Genomic DNA, 22,878 nt, shown 5'->3' with positions numbered 1-22,878 from the left:
GAATAGGTGGCGGCGCGACGGGCGTTGACACAGTGCAGCGAGGGAAGGAGTCACGCGTGCCCGAAATTACTCCGGAGACCCATGTCATCGACTTCCGTGCGGCGGAGCAGCTCCTTGCCGCGCGGGATCCCAGAGGCGCCGTGAAGCTGCTCGACACGGTCATCGCGGCCCATCCCGAGAACACGGCCGCGCGGCTGCTGCGGGCTCGTGCCTTCTTCGCCGCCGCACAACTGCGTGCCGCAGAGCTGGAGTTCAGCATCGTCTTGGAGCGCGAGCCGGACAACGCGTTCGCCCACTTCGCCCTCGCCCGCACGTACGAACGCGCGGCGCGGCCCGACCAGGCCCGGCGCCACTTCCGGCTCGCGGCGGCGCTCGATCCGCAGCCGGAGTATCTCGCGGCGGCGCGCTTCGACGACGGCGAGGGCTGAGGCGCGGGCGCGGCCTGCGGCCAGCCGGTGTTCGGGGGCAGGTCGGCGCTCGGGGCCAGCCGGGTCTTGGGGGCCAGCCTGCGCTCAGGGGCCAGCCTGCTCTTAGGGGCTAGCCTTCTCTCGGTGGCTCGTACGGCGGGACGTCGCGGCCCGGCTGGTAGTGCGGGCCCTGGCGGAGGTGGCGCAGCACCATCGCCAGGTCGGCGGTGACGATCAGCCAGAGCACGCCGCATGCCGCGGCCCACGCGGGGCGCCCCACGAGGGCGAAGGCGACGGTGCCGAACGTGGCCCAGACCAGACCCCACATGCCGAGCCAGAAACGCATGCGCAGCGGACTGCGCGCGGTCACGGGTTCACTGCCTGTGCGCACCATGAGAGGTCTCTCCTCCTCTGCCTGCTCCACCCTTTCTGCCCTGGCTTTCTCCACCTTTCTCCACCTCCCAGGATCCACCCGTGGGTGGTGGACCGGAAGGGCCCGAGGCTTCAAGATCGTAGATGTGTCGATCGGGGGGATGGCTGTGCTGGACGTACTGAAGAACAGGGCGAGGACGGACGAGCGGCTCGCCGCGTGGCTGAAGGATCTCGAGGGCGCCGAGGAGCCACGGGCCGAGGCGGTGCTGCCCTCGGCGGACGAGCTGCCGGACGTGCTCCTCGACCTGGCGGTGCCGCACGAGGACATCAACGACCTGCTGGCCCTGCGCGGACGGCTGGCGCGCGACCCGGAGGCGCGGTGGCTGCTCGACCGGACCGTGGACGCGACGGTCCGTGACATGGGAAAACCGGGGGCCGGCCCGTTGTACGTGCCGTTGCCGGTGGAGCTGGGCACTCTCGGGGCCTACTTCCCGGTGTACGTGTTCGTGGCGACGCTGCCGTACGTCCGCGCGTACCACCGAAGCCGCGGCATCCCGGACGACGTCTCCCGGCGTACGCTCGCGGACCTCGGGCGGCACATGGCGGTGCACCGCCGGGCGCGCGGCGGCCCCGGGCTGCTGCACCCGGAGTGGAACTCCCTGCACTTCCGGGGCGAGCTCTATCAGCTGGGCCGACTACAGTTCCAGCGCGCCGTTCTGGGGGAGCGGATGGGCGGGGCGGTGGCCGCGGCGGGGCATTGCGCCGGCCGGGGCGACCCCTGTCTGAACCTCCACATCACCGACTTCAGGGGACCGCTGTCCCCGGAGTCCTGTGACCGGTCGATCGTGCTGGCGCGGGAGTTCTTCGCTCGGCACTTCCCGGAGGAGCGGTATGAGACAGCGATATGCCACTCCTGGCTGCTCGATCCGCAGCTGAAGCAGTATCTTCCGGCGGACTCGAACATCATTCGCTTCCAGGAGCGTTTCCGCCCGGCGGAAGGCTATGAGCGGGAGCCGGACGACAGGGCCCCCATCGCCTTCGTCTTCGGCGACGGTGATCTGCCCGTGGCCTCACTGCCCAGGCGGACCACGGTGGAGCGGGCCGTGGGCGACCACTTGCGGGCGGGCGGGCACTGGTATGGCGGGCGTGGCTGGTTCGCGCTCTAGACCACGGGGCGGCGGGGAGAAGGGGGAACGGGCCCTTGGAGCGCTTCGTTCTGGGGGCATGACTGTTGAGATGCGTGAGGGACACGAGGGGACGGGCCCCGGAGCGATCACGCCGGACGGCTGCGCGGTGGAGCTGTACACGCGCCTGGTCGCCGGGGACGAGCCCGACGTCATCGCCGGTGCGGTGCCGGCCGGGGCGCACATCCTGGAGCTGGGCAGCGGCGCGGGGCGGGTGACGCGGCCGTTGCTGGAGCGGGGGTTCCGGGTGACGGCGGTGGACGAGTCCGCCGAGATGCTGGAGAAGGTCGCCGAGCTCGGGGGACGGGTGCGCACGATCCGGAGCCCGATCGAGAAGCTCGACCTGGGGGAGCGGTTCGAGGTGGTGATGCTCGCGTCGTTCCTCGTGCACGAGGGCGACCCCGCGGTCCGGCGCGGGATGCTGCGGGCCTGCCGGAGCCATGTGACGGACGGCGGATGTGTGCTGATCCAGCGGGAGGGCGCGGATTACCACACCAATCTGCCGAGGGAGCGGGTCGACCCGGCCGGGTACACCGTGCGGATCCTGTCGGCGGAACCGGTCGGGGGCGGGGTGAACGAGGTGCGCGCGGAGTACGTCTTCCCGGACGCCGTATGGACCCAGACGTTCCGCGCCCAGCCCCTCACGAAGGAAGAGTTCGAGCGGACCTTGGAGGAGGCGGGACTGAGGGTCGAGGAGTACCTGACGGAGGACGGCACGTGGGTCCGGGCGGTGCCGGTCCTGTAGGGGGATTTTCGGAACCCGCCGGCCGGCCCCTGAGGAAACCGTGCCTGCACAGCCGGGGTGGTGGTGTCGGGGTGTCGGGGTGTTGGTGTGGCGTATCGGGGTGATGGCGGTGCGTCGGTGGGGGTTCACCTGCGCTGCGGGTGAACCCTCACCACCGAGCCAGGGCGTTCTCAGCGCACTGAGGGCGGGTTGGGTGCGCGGCCTCGCGGGCCTTCTCAGCCTTCGAAGCCGCGGAGGCGTTCCATGTCGCGGCGGTCGCGTTTGGTGGGGCGGCCCGTACCCCTGTCCCGTACGCCGGCGGGGGCCACGGCCTCGCGGGGCGGCGGGGGAGGGCTGTTGTCGACGTAGCACTCGACGGCCACCGGTGCGCCGACGCGCTTGCGGATGAGGCGCTTGACGACGACGACATGTTCGCGGCCGCCCGCGTGGCGCAGGCGTACCTCGTCGCCGACGTGCAGGCCGTAAGCGGGCTTCACGCGCTCGCCGTTGACCCGGACATGGCCACCCTTGCAGGCCGCCCCGCCGGCGGAGCGCGTCTTCACCAGGCGGACGGACCAGATCCAGGCGTCGACCCGCACGGAACCACCACCGGCGCCCGTGCCACCACCCGCGCCCGTGCCGCCACCCGCGCCCGTGCCGCCGCCCGTTGTCGGAGCGGGGCCCGTGGGTGTGTCCGCCGGAGCGGTGCCCGCTCCCTTGGTGTCGTCGTCACCGCCTGAATTCTGCGAAGCCATGCCCCGACTTTAGTGCCTGCCCGGTGGTTCGGGGCCGGGGTCGCGAGGCCCGGGTGCGGCCCCCCGTGGCAGGGGCGGGCGAGGTGGCGCGGGGGTGTGGCAGCAGTGCGGCATCCCTGGCCGTACGGCGAGCCGTGCGGAAACCGTTCGCCCCGGAGTCCGATAATTCGGGCTATTCGCCGCAAAGCAGGACGTAGATCGAGGGGTGCCGCCGATGAAGCTCGAAGCCGCTGTCGATGACCTGATGGAGACGTTGCGCGCCGACCTCGTACGGCTCGCCGAGATTCCGTCGATCGCCTTCCCCGGCTTCCCGGACGCACCGGTGCACGCGGCGCACGATCTGCTGGTCGAACTGCTGCGGGACGCGGGCGTGCCGAGCGTCGAGCGGCTCGACCTGCCGGACACGGCACCCGTGATCTACGGGGAGATCCCGCCACCGACACCCGAGGCGCCGACGGTCCTGCTCTACGGCCATTACGACGTCCAGCCGCCCGGCGACGAGAACCTGTGGAAGTCGCCGCCCTTCGAGCCGACCCCGATCGAGGGCGGCCTGCGCGCCCGTGGCATCGCGGACGACAAGTCCAACGTCATCGCGCACCTGGGCATGCTGCGGGCCTACGGCGGCCGGCCGCCGGTCGGGATCAAGATCGTCATCGAGGGCCAGGAGGAGTACGGCAGCGCCTTCGACGACTATCCGCCCACCGACCCGGAGCGGTTCGCCTGCGACGCCATGGTCGTCGCCGACCTCGGCAACCTCCGGCCGGGCACCCCCACCCTCACCACCGCCCTGCGCGGCGCCTCCGAGGTCGTCGTGGAGGTGCGCACCCTCGACGAACCGCGCCACAGCGGGGAGTTCGGAGGGGCGGCGCCCGACGCGCTGCTCGTGCTCCTCAAGGCCCTGGCCACCCTGCACGACGTACACGGCGACGTGGCCGTGGAGGGGCTGCGGCGGGAGGACTGGAGCGGCACGAGCTACACCGAGGAGGAGTTCCGCGCGCTGGCCGGGGTGCGCGAGGGGGTGCCGCTCGTCGGCAGCGGCAGCCTGGGCGAGCGGCTGTGGAGCGGCCCCGCCATCACGGTGATCGGCCTGGACGCGCCCAGCGTGGAGCACGCGGCGTCGGCCGTCGTGCCGTACGCGCGAGCCAAGTTGAACCTCCGTTTCCACCCCCGGCAGGACGCGCGGGAGGCGCAGGGCAAGCTGGTCGACCACCTGCGCTCGCTCACCCCCTTCGGCGTCTCCCTCACCGTCACGCCCGGCGACACGGGCCCCGGGTACGAGGCCGCCACCGGCGGACCCGCCTACCGCGCCGCACGCGCCGCGCTCAAGGAGGCCTGGGGCGAGGACGCCTCCTTCGTGGCGACCGGCGGCTCCATCCCCCTGGTCAACGGCCTCGCGCAGGCGGCACCCGGCGCCGAGGTCCTGCTCTTCGGCGCCCAGGACAGCATGTGCAATCTGCACGCCCCGAACGAACGCGTCCTCTTCTCCGAGCTGCGCAACACGGTCGTCGCCATGGCCGCCTTCGTCCGCGAGTACGCCGCCGACTTCACCGGCGCCGATACGGACTCCGGCGCCGATGCAAACACCGGATCAGGTACCGGATCAGGCACCGGATCAGGCACCGGCGCGGACTTCGGTCCCGGCGCCGACGGGGAGCGCGGCGCATGAGTACCACCGCGACCGACCCCGGCACCGAAGAGCCGCGGCGCAAAAGGAAGTTCACCTTCCCCAGCGCCCTGACCATCCTCGCGATCGTCACCGTGGCGGTCTGGCTGCTGGCCTTCCTCATCCCCTCAGGGGCCTACGACCGCAACGCCGAAGGCGCCCCCGTAGAGGGCAGCTACCACCGCGTCGACTCGGGACAGACCTTCGTCGACCGGCTCAACGACCTCTTCCTCGCCCCGGTCAACGGCCTGTACGGGATCCAGGACGAGAAGTCGGGCGTCGTCGGGCCCGACCTGGCCGGTGAGCTGTACGGCAGTGCTGGCGTGTTCCTGTTCGTGCTCGCCATCGGCGCGTTCATCACCGTCGTCTTCGCCACCGGCGCCCTCGACCGCGGCATCGGCCGTCTCGCCCACCGGCTGCGCGAGCGCGGCGCGATGCTCATCGCCGGAGTGATGCTCGTCTTCTCCGTCCTCGGCACGGTCGAGGGATTCGCCGAGGAGACACTCGGCTTCTACGGCCTGATCGTGCCGCTGATGCTCGCCCTCGGCTACGACCGGATGGTCGCGGTCGGCGCGATCATCCTGGGCGCGGGGATCGGGGTGCTCTGCTCGACGGTCAACCCGTTCGCCACCGGAGTCGCCTCGTCCGCAGCCGACATCTCGCTGGGCGACGGCATCGTGCTGCGGTTCGTGATGTGGATCGTCCTGACCGCGGTCACCATCGCCTACGTCATCCGCTACGCGAAGCGCGTACGGAAGAATCCCGAACGCTCCCTCACCGGCTTCCTGCCCGGCGACCGCGAGCAGACCGCCGCCGACGCGGGCGAGGTACCCGAGCTGACGCGGCTGCACAAGGCCGTGCTCGTCCTGGTCGGCCTGGTCTTCGCCTTCATGATCTTCTCGGTGGTGCCCTGGTCGAGCGCGCTCACGGGCAAGGCGGACGCGAAGCCGTACGGATTCGAACTGGGCTGGTCCTTTCCGCAGTTGGCGGCGCTGTTCCTCTGCGCGGCCGTACTCGTCGGATGCGTGGCCCGGATGGGCGAGCAGAAGCTCAGCTCGACGATCACTCAGGGCGCGGCGGACTTCATCTCGCCCGCCCTGGTTATCGTGCTCGCCCGCGGCGTCACGGTGATCATGAACAACTCGAAGGTCACCGACACCGTCCTGCACTCCATCGAGGGCGTCGTGAAGGGCACGTCGTCCGGCCTCTTCGCGATCATCGTCTTCGTCGTGAACCTGCCGCTGGCCTTCCTGATCCCCTCCACCTCCGGCCACGCGACCCTCGCCATGCCGATCCTCGCCCCGCTCGCCGATTTCGCCGGGGTCTCGCGGTCCGTCGTCGTCACCGCCTGGCAGGCGGCGAGCGGCTGGATGAACCTGTGGGTCCCCACGACCGCCGTGACCATCGGCGGCGTCGCGCTCGCGAAGGTCGGCTACGACAAATACCTGCGGTTCGTCTGGCCGCTGCTCGCCATCCTGTTCCTCCTCATCTGCGCCTTCGTCGCGCTTGGAGCCGCGCTCACATGACAACGAACCCGTCGGTGACCCCGAAAGCCGTCGCGGCGCGTCCCCCGGCCGCCGCCTACCGCAACCTCGCCGTGGCCACGATCGGCTTCACGCTCACCTTCTGGGCCTGGGACCTGATCGCGCCGCTCGGCAGCGACTTCGGGGAGCGGCTCGGGCTCTCCTCGTTCGCGCAGTCCCTGCTGGTCGCCGTGCCGGTCATCGTCGGCTCGCTCGGCCGCGTCCCGGTCGGCGCGCTCACCGACCGCTACGGCGCCAAGCGGATGTTCCCGCTGGTCTCCGCGCTCACCATCGTGCCGGTGCTCCTGATCATCCCGGCCAGGGACAACTACGTCGCGATGCTGGCGGTCGGCTTCCTCCTCGGCCTGGGCGGCACGACCTTCGCGATCGGCATCCCGCTGGTCAACTCCTGGTTCCCGCCCGCCCACCGCGGCTTCGCGCTCGGTGTGTTCGGGATGGGCATGGGCGGTGTGGCGCTCTCCGGCTACTTCACGCCCCGGATCGCCAAGCACGGCGACAACCTCCCCTTCCTGGTCGTGGCGATCGCCCTCGCGGCCTTCGCGGTGCTCGCCGCCCTGTTCATCTCCGACCGGCCCGACCGCCCGGTGCCGACGAGCCCGCTCACCACGCGCCTGGGGGAGGCAGGCCGGCTGCGGGTGACGTGGGAGCTCTCGGCGCTGTACGCGATCGGCTTCGGCGGCATCGTCGCCTTCGGGGTCTATCTGCCCACGTACCTGAAGACCTGGTACGACCTCTCGCCCACCGACGCGGGCACCAAGGCGGCCGGGTTCGCGCTGGTCACGGTCGTCTTCCGGCCCATCGGCGGCTGGCTCTCGGACCGGATCCACCCGGCGACGGTCACCTCGTGGGCCCTTGCGGTCGTCGCGGTCTTCGCCATCGTGCAGGCCTTCGAGCCGACCCTGAACCCGGGCGGCACGATCTGCTTCCTGGTCATGGCGGCGGGGCTCGGCACGGCCAGCGGCAGCGTCTTCGCCCTCGTCTCCCAGGTGACACCCCAGGCGCAGGTCGGGTCCGTCACCGGCATCGTGGGAGCCGTGGGCGGCCTGGGCGGCTTCGTCCCGCCCCTGGTCATGGGCGCGATCTACAGCGCCAAGGACTCGTACTCCATCGGCTTCATGCTGCTCTCCGATCTCGCGCTCGCGGGCTGTGTGTACGCGTACGGGCGGATGCGGAGCCTGCGGGCCGAGTGAGGCGGGCGGAGAGGGCCGGCCCAGGTAGGTACGAGTGCCCGATGGGGCGCGTGGTGCGCGTGGTGTGCGGGATATCGTCGGTCGATGGGCCTCTATCCGGAGATCGAGCCGTACGACCACGGCATGCTCGAAGTCGGCGACGGCAACCGCGTGTACTGGGAGACCTGCGGCAACCCGCTGGGAAAGCCGGCCCTGGTGCTGCACGGAGGTCCGGGCTCGGGGTGCACACCGTTCTTCCGGCGGTACTTCGACCCCGCCGCGTACCGGGTGGTGCTCCTCGACCAGCGCGGGTGCGGGCGCTCGACCCCGCCCGCGAGCGATCCCCGTACCGACATGAGCGTCAACACGACCGGGCACCTGCTGGCCGACCTGGAGCTGCTGCGGCGGCACCTGGGCATCGAGCGGTGGCTGGTGTGGGGCGCGTCCTGGGGTTCGGTGTTGGGACTCCGGTACGCGCAGACCCACCCCGGCCGCGTCTCGGAGCTGGTGCTCACGGGCCTCGCCACGGGCAGCCGGGCCGAGGTCGACCTGCTGACCCGGGGACTCGGGCGGATCTTCCCGCAGGCGTGGGAGGCGTTCCGGGACGGGGTGCCCGAGGGGGAGCGGGACGGGGATCTCGCCGCCGCCTACGACCGGCTCCTGAACTCTCCCGACGCCGGGGTGCGGGCCGCCGCCGCGCGGTCGTGGACCGATTGGGAGACCGCCTTCGCCTCGCAACCGCCCCGGTCCGTCCCCCGGTACGAGGACGAGACGTTCCGCGCGGGCTTCGCCCGGACCGTCACGCACTACTTCGCCCATGACCATTGGCTGGGCGGGGACGAGGTCGTCCTGCGGGACGCGGGGGCGCTGGCCGGGATCCCGGGGACGATGGTGCAGGGGGCCCTCGATTTCGGGAACCTGCTCGGAATCCCCTGGCGGCTGCGAGGGGCTTGGCCGGACGCCGAGTTGATCCTCGTGGAGGACGTCGGGCACAACGCGGGGGCGCGGGGCATCGCGGAGGAACTGGTGGCGGCCACGGATCGGTACCGGGCGGGGTGAGGGGGAGCTAGCTACTTCTCCTGGGGCCCCTCCTGCGGCCCCTCGTTCTCTGGCCGCTCGTTCCCCGGCCCTTCGTTCCCGGGCTTTTCGTTGCCGGGCCGCTCGTTCCCCGGCCCTTCGTTCCCAGGTCCCTCTTCCTCGCCGAAAAGCTGACGTACCGTCGACCGGTAGTTGGTCCGCACGTGGGCCAGTGCCACCTCCCGGGCGCGGGTCGCGTCGCCCGAGGCCACCGCCTCGTACAACTCCCGGTGCTCCACGAGCAGATGGGCCCACTCCTCGTTCCGCCGCGTCATCCATCGCAGCCGTCCGTCGACCGGTTCCATGACCGACGTCAGCAGGCCGTTGCCCGCCATCGCCAGGATGCGGTCGTGGAAGCGGGTGTTGACGTCCGTGATCGCCTCCGCGTCCGCCGTGCGCGTGGCCTGCGCGGCGCTGTCCAGCAGGGCTGCCAGTTCCGCGAGGCCCTCCTCCGTCGCCCGTTCCGCCGCGCGGCCCGCCGCGAAGACCTCCAACGCCTCGCGCAGCTCGAAGAGTTCGGTGACGTCCGTGCGGGTCAGGCGGCGCACCACGGTCCTGCGCGGCGTCTCGAAGGTGACGAAGCCCTCGGCGACCAGAGCCCGGATCGCCTCGCGGACCGGGACCCTGGACACGCCCAGACGGTCGGCGAGCTCCCGTTCGACCAGGCGGTCGCCCGGGCCGAGGCGTCCGGCGATGATCTCCTGGCGTAGCCCGGTGAGCACGCGTTCGCGTACGGCGGCCAGCGGCTGTTCCACGGTCGTCATGGGGTCCATCATCGCCGAACGCCGCATCGATTTACCGATTCGTAACCGTGCGGACATTGCCGGGCGCCCCTGAGAGCGGGAGCATGACGGAATCTTTGGTATACCAAAATTTGGTATACCAAAGACGCGCCGCATCTCAGTCCCCCCTGGCCGCACACCTCCGTCCCCTTGGCCGCACCTCCGTCCCCCTTGCAGGAGGCACCGTGTCCCTCACCCAGCGCGCCGACGCCCACGCCCCAGGCGCCGCGACCGACTTCGTGCCCGATCCCCGCCTCACCAACGAAGACCTCGCGCCCTCCGCCGAGCGCAAGTGGAAGGTCTTCGACCTCTTCGCCCTGTGGATGTCCGACGTCCACAACCTCGGCAACTACACCTTCGCGGCCGGACTCCTGGTCCTCGGCCTGAACGTCTGGCAGATCTTCACCTCGCTCCTCGTCGGCTTCGTGCTCATCTACCTCGGGATGAACATGATGGGGCGCATCGGCCAGCGCCACGGCGTGCCGTTCCCCGTCGTCAGCCGCATCAGCTTCGGGGTCTGGGGCGCCAACATCCCCGCCCTCATCCGGGCCGTGATCGCCATCATGTGGTACGGAATCCAGACCTATCTGGCCTCCATCGCGGTCAACGTCATGCTCATCGCCGCCTTCCCGAGCCTCGACGCGTGGACCGAGCACTCCTTCCTCGGGCTGCACGCCCTCGGCTGGTGTTCGTTCGTCGCCCTCTGGCTGGTGCAGGGGCTGATCATGACGCGGGGCATGGAATCCGTACGGAAGTTCCAGGACTTCTGCGGGCCCGCCATCTGGATCGTGATGATCGCGCTCGCCGTCTGGATCCTCTGGAAGGCCGGCTGGACCATCTCGCTCACCAGCACCCCTCACCCGGTCTCCACCGGCGAGCAGGTGCGCCAGTGGTTCGGCGCCATCGGGCTCATCCTCGCCACCTACGGCACGCTGATGCTCAACTTCTGCGACTTCTCGCGCTTCGCCCCCGACTACCGCACCGTCAAGCGCGGCAACTTCTGGGGGCTGCCCATCAACTCGACGGCCTTCGTGATCCTCTCCGTCGTCGTCACCGCGGGCAGCCTGGAGGTCTTCGGCAAGGCCATCACCGACCCCGCCGAACTGGTCGCCGAGATCGGCAACACCTGGGTGCTGATCTTCGGGGCGCTCACCTTCGCCGTCGCCACGATGGGCGTGAACATCGTGGCCAACTTCGTCTCGCCCGCGTACGACCTGGCCAACGTCTGGCCGCAGAAGATCACCTTCAAGATCGGCGGTCTCATCTCCACGGTCGCGGCCCTGCTCGTCACCCCGTGGAACCTCTACTCCAACCCGACCGTCGTGAACTACTTCCTCGGCGGCCTCGGCGCCTTCCTCGGGCCGCTGTTCGGGATCATCGCGGTCGACTACTTCTGGGTGAAGCGCGGCCGCATCGACGCCGACGCGCTCTTCAAGGCCGAGCCGGGATCGCCGTACTACTACAGGAAGGGCGTCAACCCGAAGGCGCTGGCGGCCTTCGCGCCGACGGCGGGGTTCGCGGCGGTCTGCGCCCTGGTGCCGTTCTTCGACTACGTGGCGCCCTACTCCTGGTTCATCGGGACGGCCACGGCGGCGCTGCTCTACGGCGCGCTGTGCCGCGCCGAGCGGACGGCGGCGCTTGCGGCCGAGCTGGGCGAGGCGGCTGAGTTGGCCGAGGGTGCCGACGTGACCAAGGGTGCCGACGTGGCCAAGGGTGCCGACGTGGCCGAGGTGGAGGCCTAGTGCGCATCGTCGTCAGCAACTGCAACACCACGCGGGCGATGACCGAGGAGATCGTGCGCGGCGCCCGCGACGCGGCCGCCCCCGGCACCACGATCACCGGGCTCACCCCCGCGTGGGGTCCCGAGTCCGCCGAGGGGTGGCTCGACAGCTACCTCTCGGCGGCCGCCGTCCTCGACACCCTGCGCGGACACGACGAGCCGTACGACGCCGTGGTCATGGCCGGGTTCGGCGAGCACGGACGCGAGGGGGCCCGCGAGTTGCTCGACGTGCCCGTCGTCGACATCACCGAGGCCGCCGCGCACTTGGCCTGTCTGCTGGGGCGGCGGTACGGCGTCGTCACCACGCTCGATCGGGCCCGCGGCCAGATCGAGGACAGCCTGCACGCGGCGGGCGTCGCGCAGAACTGCGCCGCCGTGGTCGGCACCGGCCTCGGGGTCCTCGACCTCGGGGACTCCGAGGTCACCGTCCGCGCCTTCCTCGCCGCCGCCGAGCGGGCCCGGGAGGCGGGGGCGGAGGTCCTGGTGCTCGGCTGCGCGGGGATGACCGGGCTCCAGGAGAAGGTCGGTGCCGCGCTCGACATGCCGGTGGTCGACGGCGTGGCCGCCGCGGTGAAGCTCGCCGAGTCGCTCGTCGGCCTCGGCCTGACCACGAGCCGCGCCGGTGGGTATGCCAAACCCCTGCCGAAGAGACGTACTTGGGGGCGCCCGTCGGAGTGATTCTTCGGGTGATCTGCCGCCCGGACGGCGGTGTACGAGGCATGGCGGGCGCCGGGTGACCGCAGACTCCGGGGAACGCGCCGGGCCGTCCGGCGCCGAGCGACTGGAGGTGCCCGGTGTCGCAGCCGCCCTTCCGATCACCGGAGCGTGCCCGCCCCCGCCTCACCCGGCTCCTGGCCGCCGCGCTCCTGGCGAGCACGGCGGCCACCGCCAGCGGCCCGGCGCTGGCCACCGGCCCACTCACCACCGACAACTCCACGCCGACCGGGACCGCGAGGGCGGCTGCGGCTGCGGCTCCGAAGGCGACGGCGACAGCGACGGTGCTGGCGGTGGCTTCCGGCGCCGCGACTGGGGGCGGTGGGGCCGCCGAGTCCGGCGCTGAGTCTGGCGTGGGGCCGGATGTCGTGCCTGGCACTGTGGCTGGCTTGGGGCCGGCCCTCGCGCCTGGCGCCCCGCCCGGCGTTGTTCCCGGTGCGGAGCCGGGGGTCGCTTCGGGCGGTGAACTCGGCGTGGCTTCCGGCGTTGCGTCGGCCCTCGCGCCCGTCGGTTGGGCGTCGCACCTCCCGCCTGGCGCTGTGGCGTCGAAATTCGCGCCTGGCGCTGCGTCCGGGCTTGCTTCCGGTGCTGCTCCTGGCGTGGCGCCCGACACCGCGTCCGGCGTGGCTCCGTACACCGCGCCCGCCGACGACGCTCCGGGCGCCGTGCCCGCGGATACCGTGCCCAGCGGCGCCGCTCCCGGCGTAGCCCCGGGCACCGCTTCCGGCACCGCCCCCAGCGTCACCTTCTGGGTCGATCCGGATAACTCTGCCGCCCGGCAGGCCGCTCTGTGGCGGCGGCAGGGGCGGGTTGCCGATGCCCGGCTCATTCAGCGGATCGCGTGGCGGCCGCAGGCGGTGTGGCTGCACAGCGCCAACCCCGGGCCCACCGTCCGTGCGGCCACGCTCGCGGCCACCGCCGCCCGCCGCACCGCCGTGCTCGTCGCGTACTTCATCCCGCACCGCGACTGCGGTGACTACTCCGGAGGCGGGGCGGGGAACGCGGCGGAGTACCGGCGGTTCGCCGACGAGCTCGCCGCCGGCATCGGCGACCGCGCCGCGTACGTCATCGTCGAACCGGATGCCGTCGCGCAGAAGATCGCGGGCTGCGTGAAGGCGGACGCCCGCGAGCGGTACGGCCTGCTCGCCTACGCCGTCGCCCGCCTCAAGGCGCGCCCGCACACCAAGGTCTACGTCGACGCGGGCAACTCCGGATGGATCCCCGACCAGCGGCGCCTGGTCGGCCCGCTGCGGCAGGCCGGGATCGGCAGGGCCGACGGTTTCGCCGTCAACACCTCCAACTACCAGACCAACGGCGCGAGCGCGGCGTACGGACACCGCCTCGCCGCAGCTCTCGGCGGCGCCAAGCACTTCGTCGTGGACAGCAGCCGCAACGGCAACGGCCCCTACACCGGCGGCGGCGACCAGGCCTGGTGCAACCCCCCGGGCCGCGCCCTCGGCACCCCGCCCACCACGGCCACCGGCGACTCCGCCATCGACGCCTACCTGTGGATCAAGCGTCCCGGCGAGTCCGACGGAACCTGCCGGGGCGGGCCGAAGGCGGGGCAGTGGTGGCCGCAGTACGCGCTGGGGCTCGCGAGCAGGGCGCGCGGCTAGCGCCGGGCGGGGGTCGGGCCCGGCCAGGCAGCAGCGGATACCCAGGGAGCAGCGGATACCCAGGGAGCATCGGACGCCCAGGTAGCAGCGGATGCCTAAGGAGCGGTGGGCGCGTCCGGGACCACGGCCGTGGCGGTGATCTCGACGAGCTGCCCGGGGTAGCCGAGGCACGTCGTGCCCAGCAGCGTCGACGTGTGCGGGCCCTTCGCGAGCAGATCGGAGCGGCGGACGACCTCCCATGCCTCGGTCAGGGGACCCGGCTCGTCGCTGACGACGTACACCGTGCTGGCCACCACCTGGGTCAGGTCGCTGCCGATCGCGCGCAGGGCCTCGTCGAGATTGGCGACGACCTGTTCGGTCTGGCGCGCCACGTCGCCGGCCCCGACGAGGTTCCCCTCGGCGTCGAGCGGCACCGAACCCGCCATGAACGCGAGCGTGGTGCCGGCCTCGACCAAGGCGGCGTGGGCGTATCCGGGCGGCGGGAAGAGGGTGGGCACGACGGTACGAGGAGTGGAGGTCATGGCCCGATCCTGAGGCAGACGGACACGGGCACGCATCCGAATTCCGCAGGGCCGGGACACCGGGGGGCCGGGACACCGGGGGTCGGGATACCGCCGGGTCGGAATACCGCGGGGCCGGGATTCCGCGGGAAGGGCGGGGGCACCCCGGCTCGCGTGCGGGTGGCCCCCGTGGACATCACGGAGGCGTCAGCGCACCGCCGCAGGTGAAGTCCCGCCCCGTACCAGCAGATTCGCGGACCCCTTGCCGTCCGCCCGTGCCCTCCAGATGTCCTGCTTCCTGCCGTCCGCGCCCGGCAAGGCGTAGGCCACGGTGTCGTCGTCCAGCCACGCGGCCTGGTCGTCGACGCTGCGGGTCTCGGCGAGCGGGTGCTCGCGCATCGTGCGCAGGTCGAGGACGTACAGCCGCCAGGGGTCGGACGTGTCCTTCCGTACCCGCTTCTTGAACGCGATGCGGGTGTTGTCGGGGGACAGCGAAGGACACTCCACGTTCGTGCGCAGCGTGCGCGCCGCCCACTTCTTCATGTCGCCCTCGACCAGGTACGTCTTGCCCTTCGTCGAGACCGTCGCGTAGAAGCGGTTGTCGTCGTCGGCGAAGGTCACGCCCCAGTAGTTGACGTCGGGGGAGTGGTGGCGGCGGCCGTCGAGGGTGAGGGGGATCTCCTCCATGTTCTTGATCAAGTACCCCGTGCGGGTGTCCAGGATCGAGGTGCGGGTGGAGAAGGAGGAGCCCGCGTAGGAGTCCCCCGTCGCGAACATCGTCCAGGACAGCATGTGCCCGGACGCCGAGACCCGGGCCCGGTTGGGGATGCCGGTGAGCGCGATGCGGCGCTTCTCGCGCAGCTTGTCGTCCAGGACCAGGGCGAACGACGCGGGCGGGATGCCGGAGCGCCGCTGGAGGCACAGGGCCGTGCCCGCGGCCGCGTAGAAGCGTTCGCAGGACGGGCCGCCGGTGGTGCGGGGCCCCTTGCCCGACGCGCCGGCGGTACGGGCCACGCGCCCCGCGCCCGCCTCCGTGCGGCGGTAGTAGAGGTGGCCCGCGTCGAGCGCGAACCGCGAGGTGGCGGCCGTCGGTGCGGCGCGGTCCGCCGCGCGGAGGGTGTAGGCGACGGCCACCGTCGCGAGGACGGCCGCGGCCGCCGCCACGGCGATGACGCGGGCGCGCAGAGAGCGCGGGGGAGCGGTCATGCCTGCCTCTCGGGAGTCTGGGGCTGGGGCCGGGGGAGCAGCAGCGCCGCCCCGGCGAGCGCCGCCGTCAGGGCGAGCGCCGCGCACGTCAGCGCCGGGCCGATGCCCCACAGCGTCCAGGCCGCGCCGAACCCGGCCGCCGCGACCAGCCGGGCCAGTGCCTGTCCCGTCTGGAGGACCGCCATGCCGCCGGCCCGGCGCCCCCGCGGGAGCACGGGGGTGGCGAGCGCCATCAGTACGCCGTCGGTGGCGGCGTAGAAGACGCCGAGCAGGAGCAGTACGCCGATGAGCAGGGTCCAGCCGCCGGTGGGGGAGAGCAGCAGGACGTAGCCGCCGAGCAGCGCCACGTGCCCGGCCAGGAACGGGACGCGGCGGCCGACGCGGTCCGCGAGGCGCCCGGCGGGCACCGCGAGCAGCAGATAGACCGCGGCGGCGCCCAGCGGAAGCAGCGGGAACCAGCTGATCGCGAAGTCGAGCCGCCGCTGGAGGAGCAGATAGAGGAAGGCGTCCCCGATGGTGGCGGCGCCCAGGAGGGCCGCGGCACCGAGAACGCGCCGGAAGGCGGGCACCCGAAGGATGTCGAGCACCCTTTCGCGCTTGACCGGTGCGGCGTTCGGCGGCACGCCGCCCGGCACGGGTGGCACGCCGCCCGGCACGAACGCGACCAGCATCAGCACTCCGAGCAGCCCGAAGCAGAAACTGACCACGAACACGGCGTCATACGCGTCCGCCGTCGCCCAGAGCAGCGCGAACGCGGCGAGCGGTCCCAGCAGCGCACCCGTGGTGTCCATCGCGCGGTGCACGCCGAACGCCCGGCCGAGGGCGTCCGGCGGACTGCTGAGCGAGATCAGCGCGTCGCGCGGCGCGGTCCGCACGCCCTTGCCGATGCGGTCCGCGGCGAGCGCCGCGCCGATCCCGGCCGTGGCGCCGCCCGCGAGGAGCAGGCCGAGCCGGGACAGCGCGGAGAGGGCGTAACCGCCGCCCGCGACGAGCTTGTGCCGCCCGCCGCGGTCGGCGGCGTACCCGCCCAGGAGTCGGACGAGGGCGGTCACGCCGTTGTAGAGGCCGTCGAGAAACCCGAACTGGAGTGGGGAGAGGCCGAGTTGGAGGACGAAGTAGAGCGGAAGGACCGCCGTGACCATCTCCGAGGAGATGTCGGTGACCAGGCTGACCGCGCCGAGGGCGATGACCGGCCCGGCGACGCGGCCGCGCGCGGCCTTGGCCTTGGCTCTGTCCTTCGCGACCGTGTCCGTCGATGCCAGATACATCTCGGCGGCTCAGCGGCACTTGTAGGACGGGCTGCTGTCCTTCGTCGCGCCGTTCGTGTCGACGAGGTTCCAGGAGAAGCCGGTGTCGGTGAAGTTCAGCTTGACCACGCCGAAGGTCTTGGTGATCCGCTTCTGGCTGTTGGGCTGGACCTCCTCGATCTTGTACGGGTTGGCGCCGCCCATGCCGCCGAGCAGCTCGACGATTCCGTTGGCGTCGGCCTTCCCGTCCGGGTTCTGCGGGGCGAACCGCTCGTAGTGGTGGTCGTGGCCGTTCATGACGAGCTCGGCCTTGTTGGCGTACAGGAGCTTCCAGACGGGCCTGCTGACCGGGTCGTTGCCGTGCTCGCCCGAGGAGAAGAGCGGGTGGTGCCAGTAGGCGGCCACGCACTTCTTGGAGTTGGCGGCGAGGTCGGCCTTGAGCCAGTCGATCTGCGCCCTGTCGTCGAAGCTGTTGGAGTCCAGGGCGATGAAGTGCCAGTTGTCCTGGTCATAGCTGTAGTAGCTCTCGCCCTTGGGGTACGCGATGTCGCCGAAGTAGGACTTGTAGCCCTCCAGGGCGCCGTCCGGGTCGTACGTCTCGTGGTTGCCCGGGACCGGACGCGTCTTGTCCTTGAACGCGCCCCAGCTGGTCTCGTAGTAGTCCTCGAAGTCCTGGAGCCGGGCGTCGTCGTACTGGTTGTCGCCCATCGTCAGGACGAACGAGGGGTTGAGTTTCTCGACGAGCGCGGCGGTCTTGGGGTGGGCGCAGCCGCTGTCGTCCGAGGTGCACTGTTCGGCTATGTCTCCGGCGGCGACGGCGGTGAACGCCGCCCGCGTGTCCCGGCCGCTCGGCGCGGCGTCGGCCTCGCCGGCCGGGGACCAGAGGAGGACCCCGCCGACGAGCGCGAGCGAGGCGCCGGCGGACAGGGGGACGGCCCAACGGGCCTTCCTGGTGCGGGAGTTGCCGGGGGAGGGGGTGGGGGAGTGCGTGACGCGGGGGGTGGTCGGCATGTCCGTCTCCTAGATCGGCGTGGGGGGCCGTGAGCGGCGCGGAGGCCATTCGCAGGCATCTTGTCGAGGGGGCATGTCCGCGTCAATGACTTCGCCCGATAATTGTTAGGAAAGTTTCCTACCAGCGTGGGTTGGGTGGTGGCTGGCCTAGGCTGGCGTGCGGGAATGACGTATGAGCGGCCGAGGGAGAGCGGGGTGGTGAACGTGCGGGCGGGAAGTGCTGGAGTGGGGGCGGGGGCGGGTGCGGCTGCGGCTGTGGGCGCGGGGGTCGGCGCCGGCGGTGCCTCGGCTTCCACCGGGGCTGGGGCCGCTGCCGCTGCCTCACCTTCTGCCGACGTCACGGCCTCCGCCGCCGCGTCTTCCGTGCCCTCTGCCGACGTCACGGCCTCCGCTGCCTCGTCCGCCGCGCCCTCTGCCGACGCGAGGCCTTCCGTCGGAGCTGCGTCCGCCACCAGGGGTCTCTCCGCTGCCGCACCTTCTGCCGAAGCCACCGAAGCCACCGAAGCCACCGAAGTCGCCGAAGCCCTGCGCTCTGCCGAAGCCTCGCTCTCTGCCACCGCCGTGCCCTCGGCCCACGTCACGCCCTCCGCCGACGCCGTGCCCTCCGCCCACGTCGCGCCCTCCGCCGCTGCCTCGTCCTCCGCCGACGCCGTGCCTTCCGCTGAGCGGCGGCGGCAGTTCGCGGAGCTCGTGCGGTCCTGCGCAGCCGTGTTCCTTCCGGCCGGTTCGGCCGAGGTGCCGAGGCAGGGGCGGGTGGCGTTCTGGGCTCCGGAGGGGGAGCTGCCTGCGGGGCTCCTGGAGCTCGCGGGGGCCGCAGGGGGCGGTGCCACTGCGGGCGGTGCTCCCGAGACCGCTGCCACCGAGGCCGACGCCACTGAAGCCAGCACCACCGAGGCCGGTCCCACCCCGGCCGGCCCCGCCCAGGCCGGTCCCATCGCGGCCAGTCCCGCCGAGGCCGCCCCCGCCGAGGCCGCCCCCGCCGAGGCCCATCCCGCCCCCAGTCCCGCCGAGGCCGGCCCCACCCCCAGCCCCACCCAAGCCGGTCTCACCCAGGAAGACCTCCCCGTCGTCCGCCCCCACGGCAAAGGCGTCCGTACCCGTACCGTCCCCGCCCTCATCCTGCCCGTGGCGCAAGCCCTCCCCCTCCTGTTGCATGCCGCGCCCGCGCACCCCACCGGGGCCTGCTGGGCCGCGGCGATCCGGCACGCCCTGCACCTGGCCGCGCGGGGCAGGCTGCTGCCCGGTCTGACCGGCGGTGACCTGGACGCATGGCGGGCGGGGCCGCTGGACGCCGCCGACGTCACGCAGGTGCGGGCGATCGCCGCCGCGCTGCCGGCCGAGGCGCACGCCGTACCGCTGCCCGGCAGTAAGCCCCTCCTGCTCCCCGAGCCCTTCGCCCTGGTCAGGGCCTTCGTCGACGCGGTGGTCGACACCCTGCCGCGTACGCCCGCCGCCGCGCACGCGGTCGGCGCCCCCTTCGCGGCGCGCGACCCGCAGCGGCTGCCGGGCGCACGGGAGTGGGCCGCCGAGGTGGCGGCCGGGATGGACGCCGGGGTGCGGGTGTCGCTGCGGCTGGATCTGCGGGCCCACGAGGTGTTCGACGGGTCGGCGGGCGACGTACCCGGCGAGAGCGGTTCGGCCGAGCCGCCCGAGGGCATGGCGAGCCCGGCCGCCGCCGTCGTGCAGGTCCACAGCCTCGCCGACCCCACCCTCGTGGCGGACGCCGCCCACATCTGGTCCGGCGCCGACCACTTCGGCCCCCGGGCCCGCATCGACACCCTGCTCGCGGTGCGCCGCGCGGCCCGCGTATGGCCCCCGCTCGGCCGCCTCCTGGAACGCCCGCGCCCCGACGTACTGCCCCTGAGCGAGAGCGAGTTGTACGAGCTGCTCGGCGCTGCGGCGTCCCGGCTCGGCGCGGCCGGGGTGGCCGTGCACTGGCCCCGCGAGCTGACGCGCGGCCTGACCGCCACCGCCGTGGTGCGCCCCGCGCCCGGCACGGCGGCGGACAACTTCGACTTCTTCAAGACCGAGCAACTGCTGGAATTCCGCTGGCAGTTGGCCATCGGTCCCGGTGATGGAGAAGGCGACGAGGCGGGCGGGCCCCTCACCGAGGCGGAGATGGACGTCCTCGCGGAGGCGCACCGCCCGGTCGTACGCCTCCGCGACCAGTGGGTCCTGGTCGACCCCGAACTCGTCCGCAAGGCACGCAAGAGGGACCTGGGGCTCCTGGACCCGGTGGACGCGCTGTCCGTCGCGCTGACGGGAGCGGCGGAGGTGGACGGTGAGCGCGTCGAGGCGGTGCCGGTCGGCGCCCTGGCCCGCCTCCGCGAACGCCTGACCGACGACCTCCGCACCATCGCGCCGCCGCCCGCGCTCGCCGCCACCCTCCGCGACTACCAGCTCCGGGGCCTGGCCTGGCTGGACCGGATGACCTCGCTGGGCCTCGGCGGCTGCCTCGCCGACGACATGGGCCTCGGTAAGACGGTCACGCTGATCGCGCTCCACCTGCACCGGGCCCGGCCGGAGCCGACGCTCGTGGTCTGCCCCGCGTCGCTGCTCGGCAACTGGCAGCGGGAGATCGAGCGGTTCGCGCCGGGGGTCCCGGTGCACCGCTTCCACGGCACGGGCCGCAGCCTGGACGGCGAGCTGGCGGGCGGCTTCGTCCTGACGACGTACGGAACGATGCGGACGAGCGCGCCCGAACTGGCCGGCCAGGCCTGGGGGCTGGTCGTCGCGGACGAGGCGCAGCACGTCAAGAACCCGCACGCGGCGACGGCGAAGGCACTGCGCACGATCCCCTCCGCGGCGCGGGTGGCACTCACCGGCACCCCGGTCGAGAACAACCTCTCCGAGCTCTGGGCCCTCCTCGACTGGACGACCCCCGGCCTGCTCGGCCCGCTCAAGTCCTTCCGCGCACGGCACGCCCGGCTCGCGGAGGGCGGCGAGTACGCCGAGAACGACGAGGCGATGGAGCGCCTTGCACGCCTGGTCCGCCCCTTCCTCCTGCGCCGCAAGAAGTCCGACCCGGGCATCGCCCCGGAACTGCCGCCCAAGACGGAGACGGACCACCCGGTGACGCTCACCCGCGAACAGGCCTCGCTCTACGAGGCGGTCGTGCGCGAGACGCTGGCCCGCATCGAGGCGTCCGAGGGCATCGCGCGCCGGGGCCTGGTCATGAAGCTCCTGATGGCCCTGAAGCAGATCTGCAACCATCCGGCGCAGTACTTGAAGGACGGCGAGATCGTCACACGGGCAGGCCGCTCGCGCTCGGGCAAACTGGACCTCCTGGACGAGCTCCTGGACACGATCCTCTCCGAGGACGGCGCGGTCCTGATCTTCACGCAGTACGTGGAGATGGCCCGCCTCCTCGAAGCGCATCTGTCACGCCGCGGCATCGGCACGCAGCTCCTGCACGGGGGCACGCCGGTCCAGCGCCGGGAGGAGATGGTGGACCGCTTCCAGTCCGGCGAGACCCCGGTGTTCCTCCTCTCCCTCAAGGCGGCGGGCACGGGTCTGAACCTCACCCGGGCGGGCCACGTCATCCACTACGACCGCTGGTGGAACCCGGCGGTGGAGGAGCAGGCCACGGACCGCGCCTACCGCATCGGCCAGACCCAGCCGGTCCAGGTCCACCGCCTCGTCACGGAGGGCACGGTGGAGGACCGCATCGCCGAACTCCTCGCGGCGAAGCAGGCGTTGGCGGACGCGGTCCTGGGCGAGGGCGGCGAAGCGGCCCTCACGGAACTCTCGGACGCGGATCTGGCGGACCTGGTGTCGCTGCGGAGGATGTCGTGAGAGCCGGGACGCGGAACCGCGCCACCGGGGCAGGACGCGTCTTCCCGCCGCTGCCCCGGCATCCCGATCCCCGGGCCCCGTTCGCCACCTCCTGGTGGGGGAACGCCTGGATCGGAGCGCTCGAGTCGACCTCGCTCGACGCGGGGCGCCTGGCCCGCGGGCGCGCGTACGCCCGGGAGGGGCACGTCGACACGATCACCGTGGCGCCGGGCCGCATCGTGGCGTACGTGCACGGCAGCCGCCCGCGCCCCTACCGCGCCGAGATCCGCATGCGCACCCTCACCCCGGAGGACTGGGACGGGTTCCTGGACGCGGTGGCCACGGAACCCGCGCACATCGCGGCGCTCCTGGACAAGGACATGCCGCACGCGCTGGTGGCCGCGGCGGAGCGAGCCGGGGTCCAACTGCTCCCTGGCCCGGGCGACTTGGTGCCGTCCTGCACCTGCCCGGACCACGGCCGCCCCTGCAAGCACGCGGCGGCGCTCACCTACCAGACGGCACGACTGCTGGACGCCGACCCCTTCGTACTCCTCCTCCTGCGCGGCGGGGACGAACAGGCGCTCCTCGACGAGCTGGCCCAGCGCAACGCCCACCGGGCCGCCCGCGAACAGTCCGAGACCGCGCAGGGCCCGCGGGCCGAGGCGTTCCCCGGGACCCTGGCCACGGACCACCGCCCGCCGCTCCCGGCCCCGCTCCCGCCCCCGCCGCACCCGGGCGAACCCCCGCTGCTCCCCTCGCTGCCGGGCGCCCCGAACCCCACGTCCCTGGAGTTCCTGGTCACGGACACGGCGAACAGGGCCCACGCGTACGTGACGTCCGGCGCCGATCCCTTCGCCACGGCCGACCCCTGGCGCGACGCGGTACGCCTGGCCGCGTCCCATCCCGGCCTCACGGGCCGCCGCAGCTTCAGCCGCCAATTCGCCGAGCTGGCACGGTCGGTGGACCACACCCCCGCGGACCTGGCCCGCGCGGCGGCGGCCTGGCGCCAGGGCGGCGAGGAGGGCCTTGCCGTCCTGGAATCCCCGTGGGACCCCCCGGCGGGCCCCTTCGACCGGGCCAGGGGCGCCCTGATCGCGGCGGACCTCCCGCGCATGACGATCCACAGGAACCACCTGACGGACGCGGCAGGCACCCTGCAACTCCGCTTCGGCCGGGACGCCCGCTGGTACCCGTACCGGAGCGAACCGGCCCAGAACGACTGGTGGCCGGACGGAGAAGCGGACGAGGACCCGGTGGGCGCCCTGAGCACGACGATCTGTCCCTGAGCGTGACCCCGGGGGTAGATTCCCCACTCGATACGTGGACACGCGGATGCTGCCGTGATCGTCGTCG

At 72.5% G+C, this 22,878-nt stretch carries 19 protein-coding genes; 12 read left to right on the top strand and 7 right to left on the bottom strand.

The annotated features are described in order from the left end of the window. Window positions 1-56 precede the first annotated feature (56 nt). Window positions 57-428 carry a tetratricopeptide repeat protein gene (locus tag QBL25_RS12595; RefSeq protein ID WP_409057124.1) on the top strand — a complete coding sequence of 124 codons (372 nt, stop codon included), beginning with the start codon at window positions 57-59 and terminating at the stop codon, window positions 426-428. A gap of 109 nt (window positions 429-537) precedes the next feature. Here QBL25_RS12595 and QBL25_RS12590 read toward each other — a convergent pair whose 3' ends face one another. Then, window positions 538-801 carry a DUF6343 family protein gene (locus tag QBL25_RS12590; RefSeq protein ID WP_409057123.1) on the bottom strand — a complete coding sequence of 88 codons (264 nt, stop codon included), beginning with the start codon at window positions 799-801 and terminating at the stop codon, window positions 538-540. 139 nt (window positions 802-940) lie between these two features. Here QBL25_RS12590 and QBL25_RS12585 point away from each other — a divergent pair, with 139 nt between their 5' ends. Continuing rightward, window positions 941-1,945, top strand: coding sequence for an acyltransferase domain-containing protein (locus QBL25_RS12585; protein ID WP_409057122.1), 1,005 nt, complete (start codon window positions 941-943; stop codon window positions 1,943-1,945). A gap of 70 nt (window positions 1,946-2,015) precedes the next feature. Further along, entirely contained in the window at window positions 2,016-2,708 is a 693-nt protein-coding gene (locus QBL25_RS12580; RefSeq protein ID WP_409057121.1) for a class I SAM-dependent methyltransferase, read from the top strand. A 215-nt stretch (window positions 2,709-2,923) separates the two neighbouring features. Here the strand turns inward: QBL25_RS12580 and QBL25_RS12575 are convergent, their stop codons facing one another. Beyond that, window positions 2,924-3,442 carry an RNA-binding S4 domain-containing protein gene (locus QBL25_RS12575; protein ID WP_409057120.1) on the bottom strand — a complete coding sequence of 173 codons (519 nt, stop codon included), beginning with the start codon at window positions 3,440-3,442 and terminating at the stop codon, window positions 2,924-2,926. A gap of 214 nt (window positions 3,443-3,656) precedes the next feature. Here QBL25_RS12575 and QBL25_RS12570 point away from each other — a divergent pair, with 214 nt between their 5' ends. The 4 genes from QBL25_RS12570 (at window position 3,657) to pip (ending at window position 8,877) form a co-directional block, all read left to right on the top strand. Then, on the top strand, window positions 3,657-5,108 hold the full coding sequence (locus tag QBL25_RS12570; RefSeq protein ID WP_409057119.1) for a M20/M25/M40 family metallo-hydrolase: 1,452 nt from the start codon (window positions 3,657-3,659) through the stop codon (window positions 5,106-5,108). Next, window positions 5,105-6,631 (top strand): YfcC family protein, encoded by a 1,527-nt coding sequence (locus QBL25_RS12565; protein ID WP_409057118.1) that lies wholly within the window; start codon window positions 5,105-5,107, stop codon window positions 6,629-6,631. The genes QBL25_RS12570 and QBL25_RS12565 overlap by 4 nt, the downstream gene beginning before the upstream one ends. Then, on the top strand, window positions 6,628-7,839 hold the full coding sequence (locus QBL25_RS12560) for an MFS transporter (RefSeq protein ID WP_409057117.1): 1,212 nt from the start codon (window positions 6,628-6,630) through the stop codon (window positions 7,837-7,839). The genes QBL25_RS12565 and QBL25_RS12560 overlap by 4 nt, the downstream gene beginning before the upstream one ends. An 84-nt stretch (window positions 7,840-7,923) precedes the next feature. Continuing rightward, window positions 7,924-8,877, top strand: coding sequence for a prolyl aminopeptidase (gene pip, locus QBL25_RS12555; protein WP_409057116.1), 954 nt, complete (start codon window positions 7,924-7,926; stop codon window positions 8,875-8,877). An 11-nt stretch (window positions 8,878-8,888) separates the two neighbouring features. On the opposite strand, the gene QBL25_RS12550 is transcribed toward pip, so the two are convergent. Next, window positions 8,889-9,668, bottom strand: a complete 780-nt coding sequence (locus tag QBL25_RS12550; RefSeq protein ID WP_409062625.1) for a GntR family transcriptional regulator — start codon at window positions 9,666-9,668, stop codon at window positions 8,889-8,891. 194 nt (window positions 9,669-9,862) lie between these two features. Here QBL25_RS12550 and QBL25_RS12545 point away from each other — a divergent pair, with 194 nt between their 5' ends. The 3 genes from QBL25_RS12545 to QBL25_RS12535 all read left to right on the top strand — a co-directional run bounded on the left by QBL25_RS12545 (window position 9,863) and on the right by QBL25_RS12535 (window position 13,787). Further along, window positions 9,863-11,419: an NCS1 family nucleobase:cation symporter-1 gene (locus QBL25_RS12545; RefSeq protein ID WP_409057115.1), complete on the top strand. Its 1,557-nt coding sequence runs from the start codon at window positions 9,863-9,865 to the stop codon at window positions 11,417-11,419. After that, window positions 11,419-12,135, top strand: coding sequence for an aspartate/glutamate racemase family protein (locus tag QBL25_RS12540; protein WP_409057114.1), 717 nt, complete (start codon window positions 11,419-11,421; stop codon window positions 12,133-12,135). Before QBL25_RS12545 ends, QBL25_RS12540 begins: the two co-directional genes overlap by 1 nt. A 635-nt stretch (window positions 12,136-12,770) precedes the next feature. Further along, entirely contained in the window at window positions 12,771-13,787 is a 1,017-nt protein-coding gene (locus tag QBL25_RS12535; protein WP_409057113.1) for a glycoside hydrolase family 6 protein, read from the top strand. 95 nt (window positions 13,788-13,882) lie between these two features. Here the strand turns inward: QBL25_RS12535 and QBL25_RS12530 are convergent, their stop codons facing one another. The 4 genes from QBL25_RS12530 to QBL25_RS12515 form a co-directional block, all read right to left on the bottom strand. After that, entirely contained in the window at window positions 13,883-14,308 is a 426-nt protein-coding gene (locus tag QBL25_RS12530; protein WP_409057112.1) for a RidA family protein, read from the bottom strand. A 186-nt stretch (window positions 14,309-14,494) separates the two neighbouring features. Continuing rightward, entirely contained in the window at window positions 14,495-15,493 is a 999-nt protein-coding gene (locus tag QBL25_RS12525; RefSeq protein WP_409057111.1) for a TolB family protein, read from the bottom strand. Further along, complete coding sequence (locus tag QBL25_RS12520) at window positions 15,490-16,761, bottom strand: MFS transporter (protein WP_409057110.1); 1,272 nt, start codon at window positions 16,759-16,761, stop codon at window positions 15,490-15,492. Before QBL25_RS12520 ends, QBL25_RS12525 begins: the two co-directional genes overlap by 4 nt. 9 nt (window positions 16,762-16,770) lie before the next feature. Beyond that, on the bottom strand, window positions 16,771-17,751 hold the full coding sequence (locus QBL25_RS12515) for a metallophosphoesterase family protein (protein WP_409057109.1): 981 nt from the start codon (window positions 17,749-17,751) through the stop codon (window positions 16,771-16,773). Window positions 17,752-18,402: 651 nt separating this feature from the next. On the opposite strand from QBL25_RS12515, the gene QBL25_RS12510 reads away from it, so the two are divergent. Both QBL25_RS12510 and QBL25_RS12505 read left to right on the top strand, forming a co-directional pair. After that, a complete protein-coding gene (locus QBL25_RS12510; RefSeq protein WP_409062624.1) occupies window positions 18,403-21,546 on the top strand; it encodes a DEAD/DEAH box helicase in 3,144 nt (1,047 codons plus the stop codon). Beyond that, on the top strand, window positions 21,543-22,811 hold the full coding sequence (locus QBL25_RS12505; RefSeq protein ID WP_409057108.1) for an SWIM zinc finger family protein: 1,269 nt from the start codon (window positions 21,543-21,545) through the stop codon (window positions 22,809-22,811). The genes QBL25_RS12510 and QBL25_RS12505 overlap by 4 nt, the downstream gene beginning before the upstream one ends. Window positions 22,812-22,878 lie beyond the last annotated feature (67 nt).

The organism is Streptomyces sp. SYP-A7185 (assembly GCF_046103685.1).
In the GTDB taxonomy this organism is placed as follows: domain Bacteria; phylum Actinomycetota; class Actinomycetes; order Streptomycetales; family Streptomycetaceae; genus Streptomyces.
Note: the sequence above shows the minus strand (reverse complement) of the source record. Positions and strands in the feature narration are given on the sequence as shown.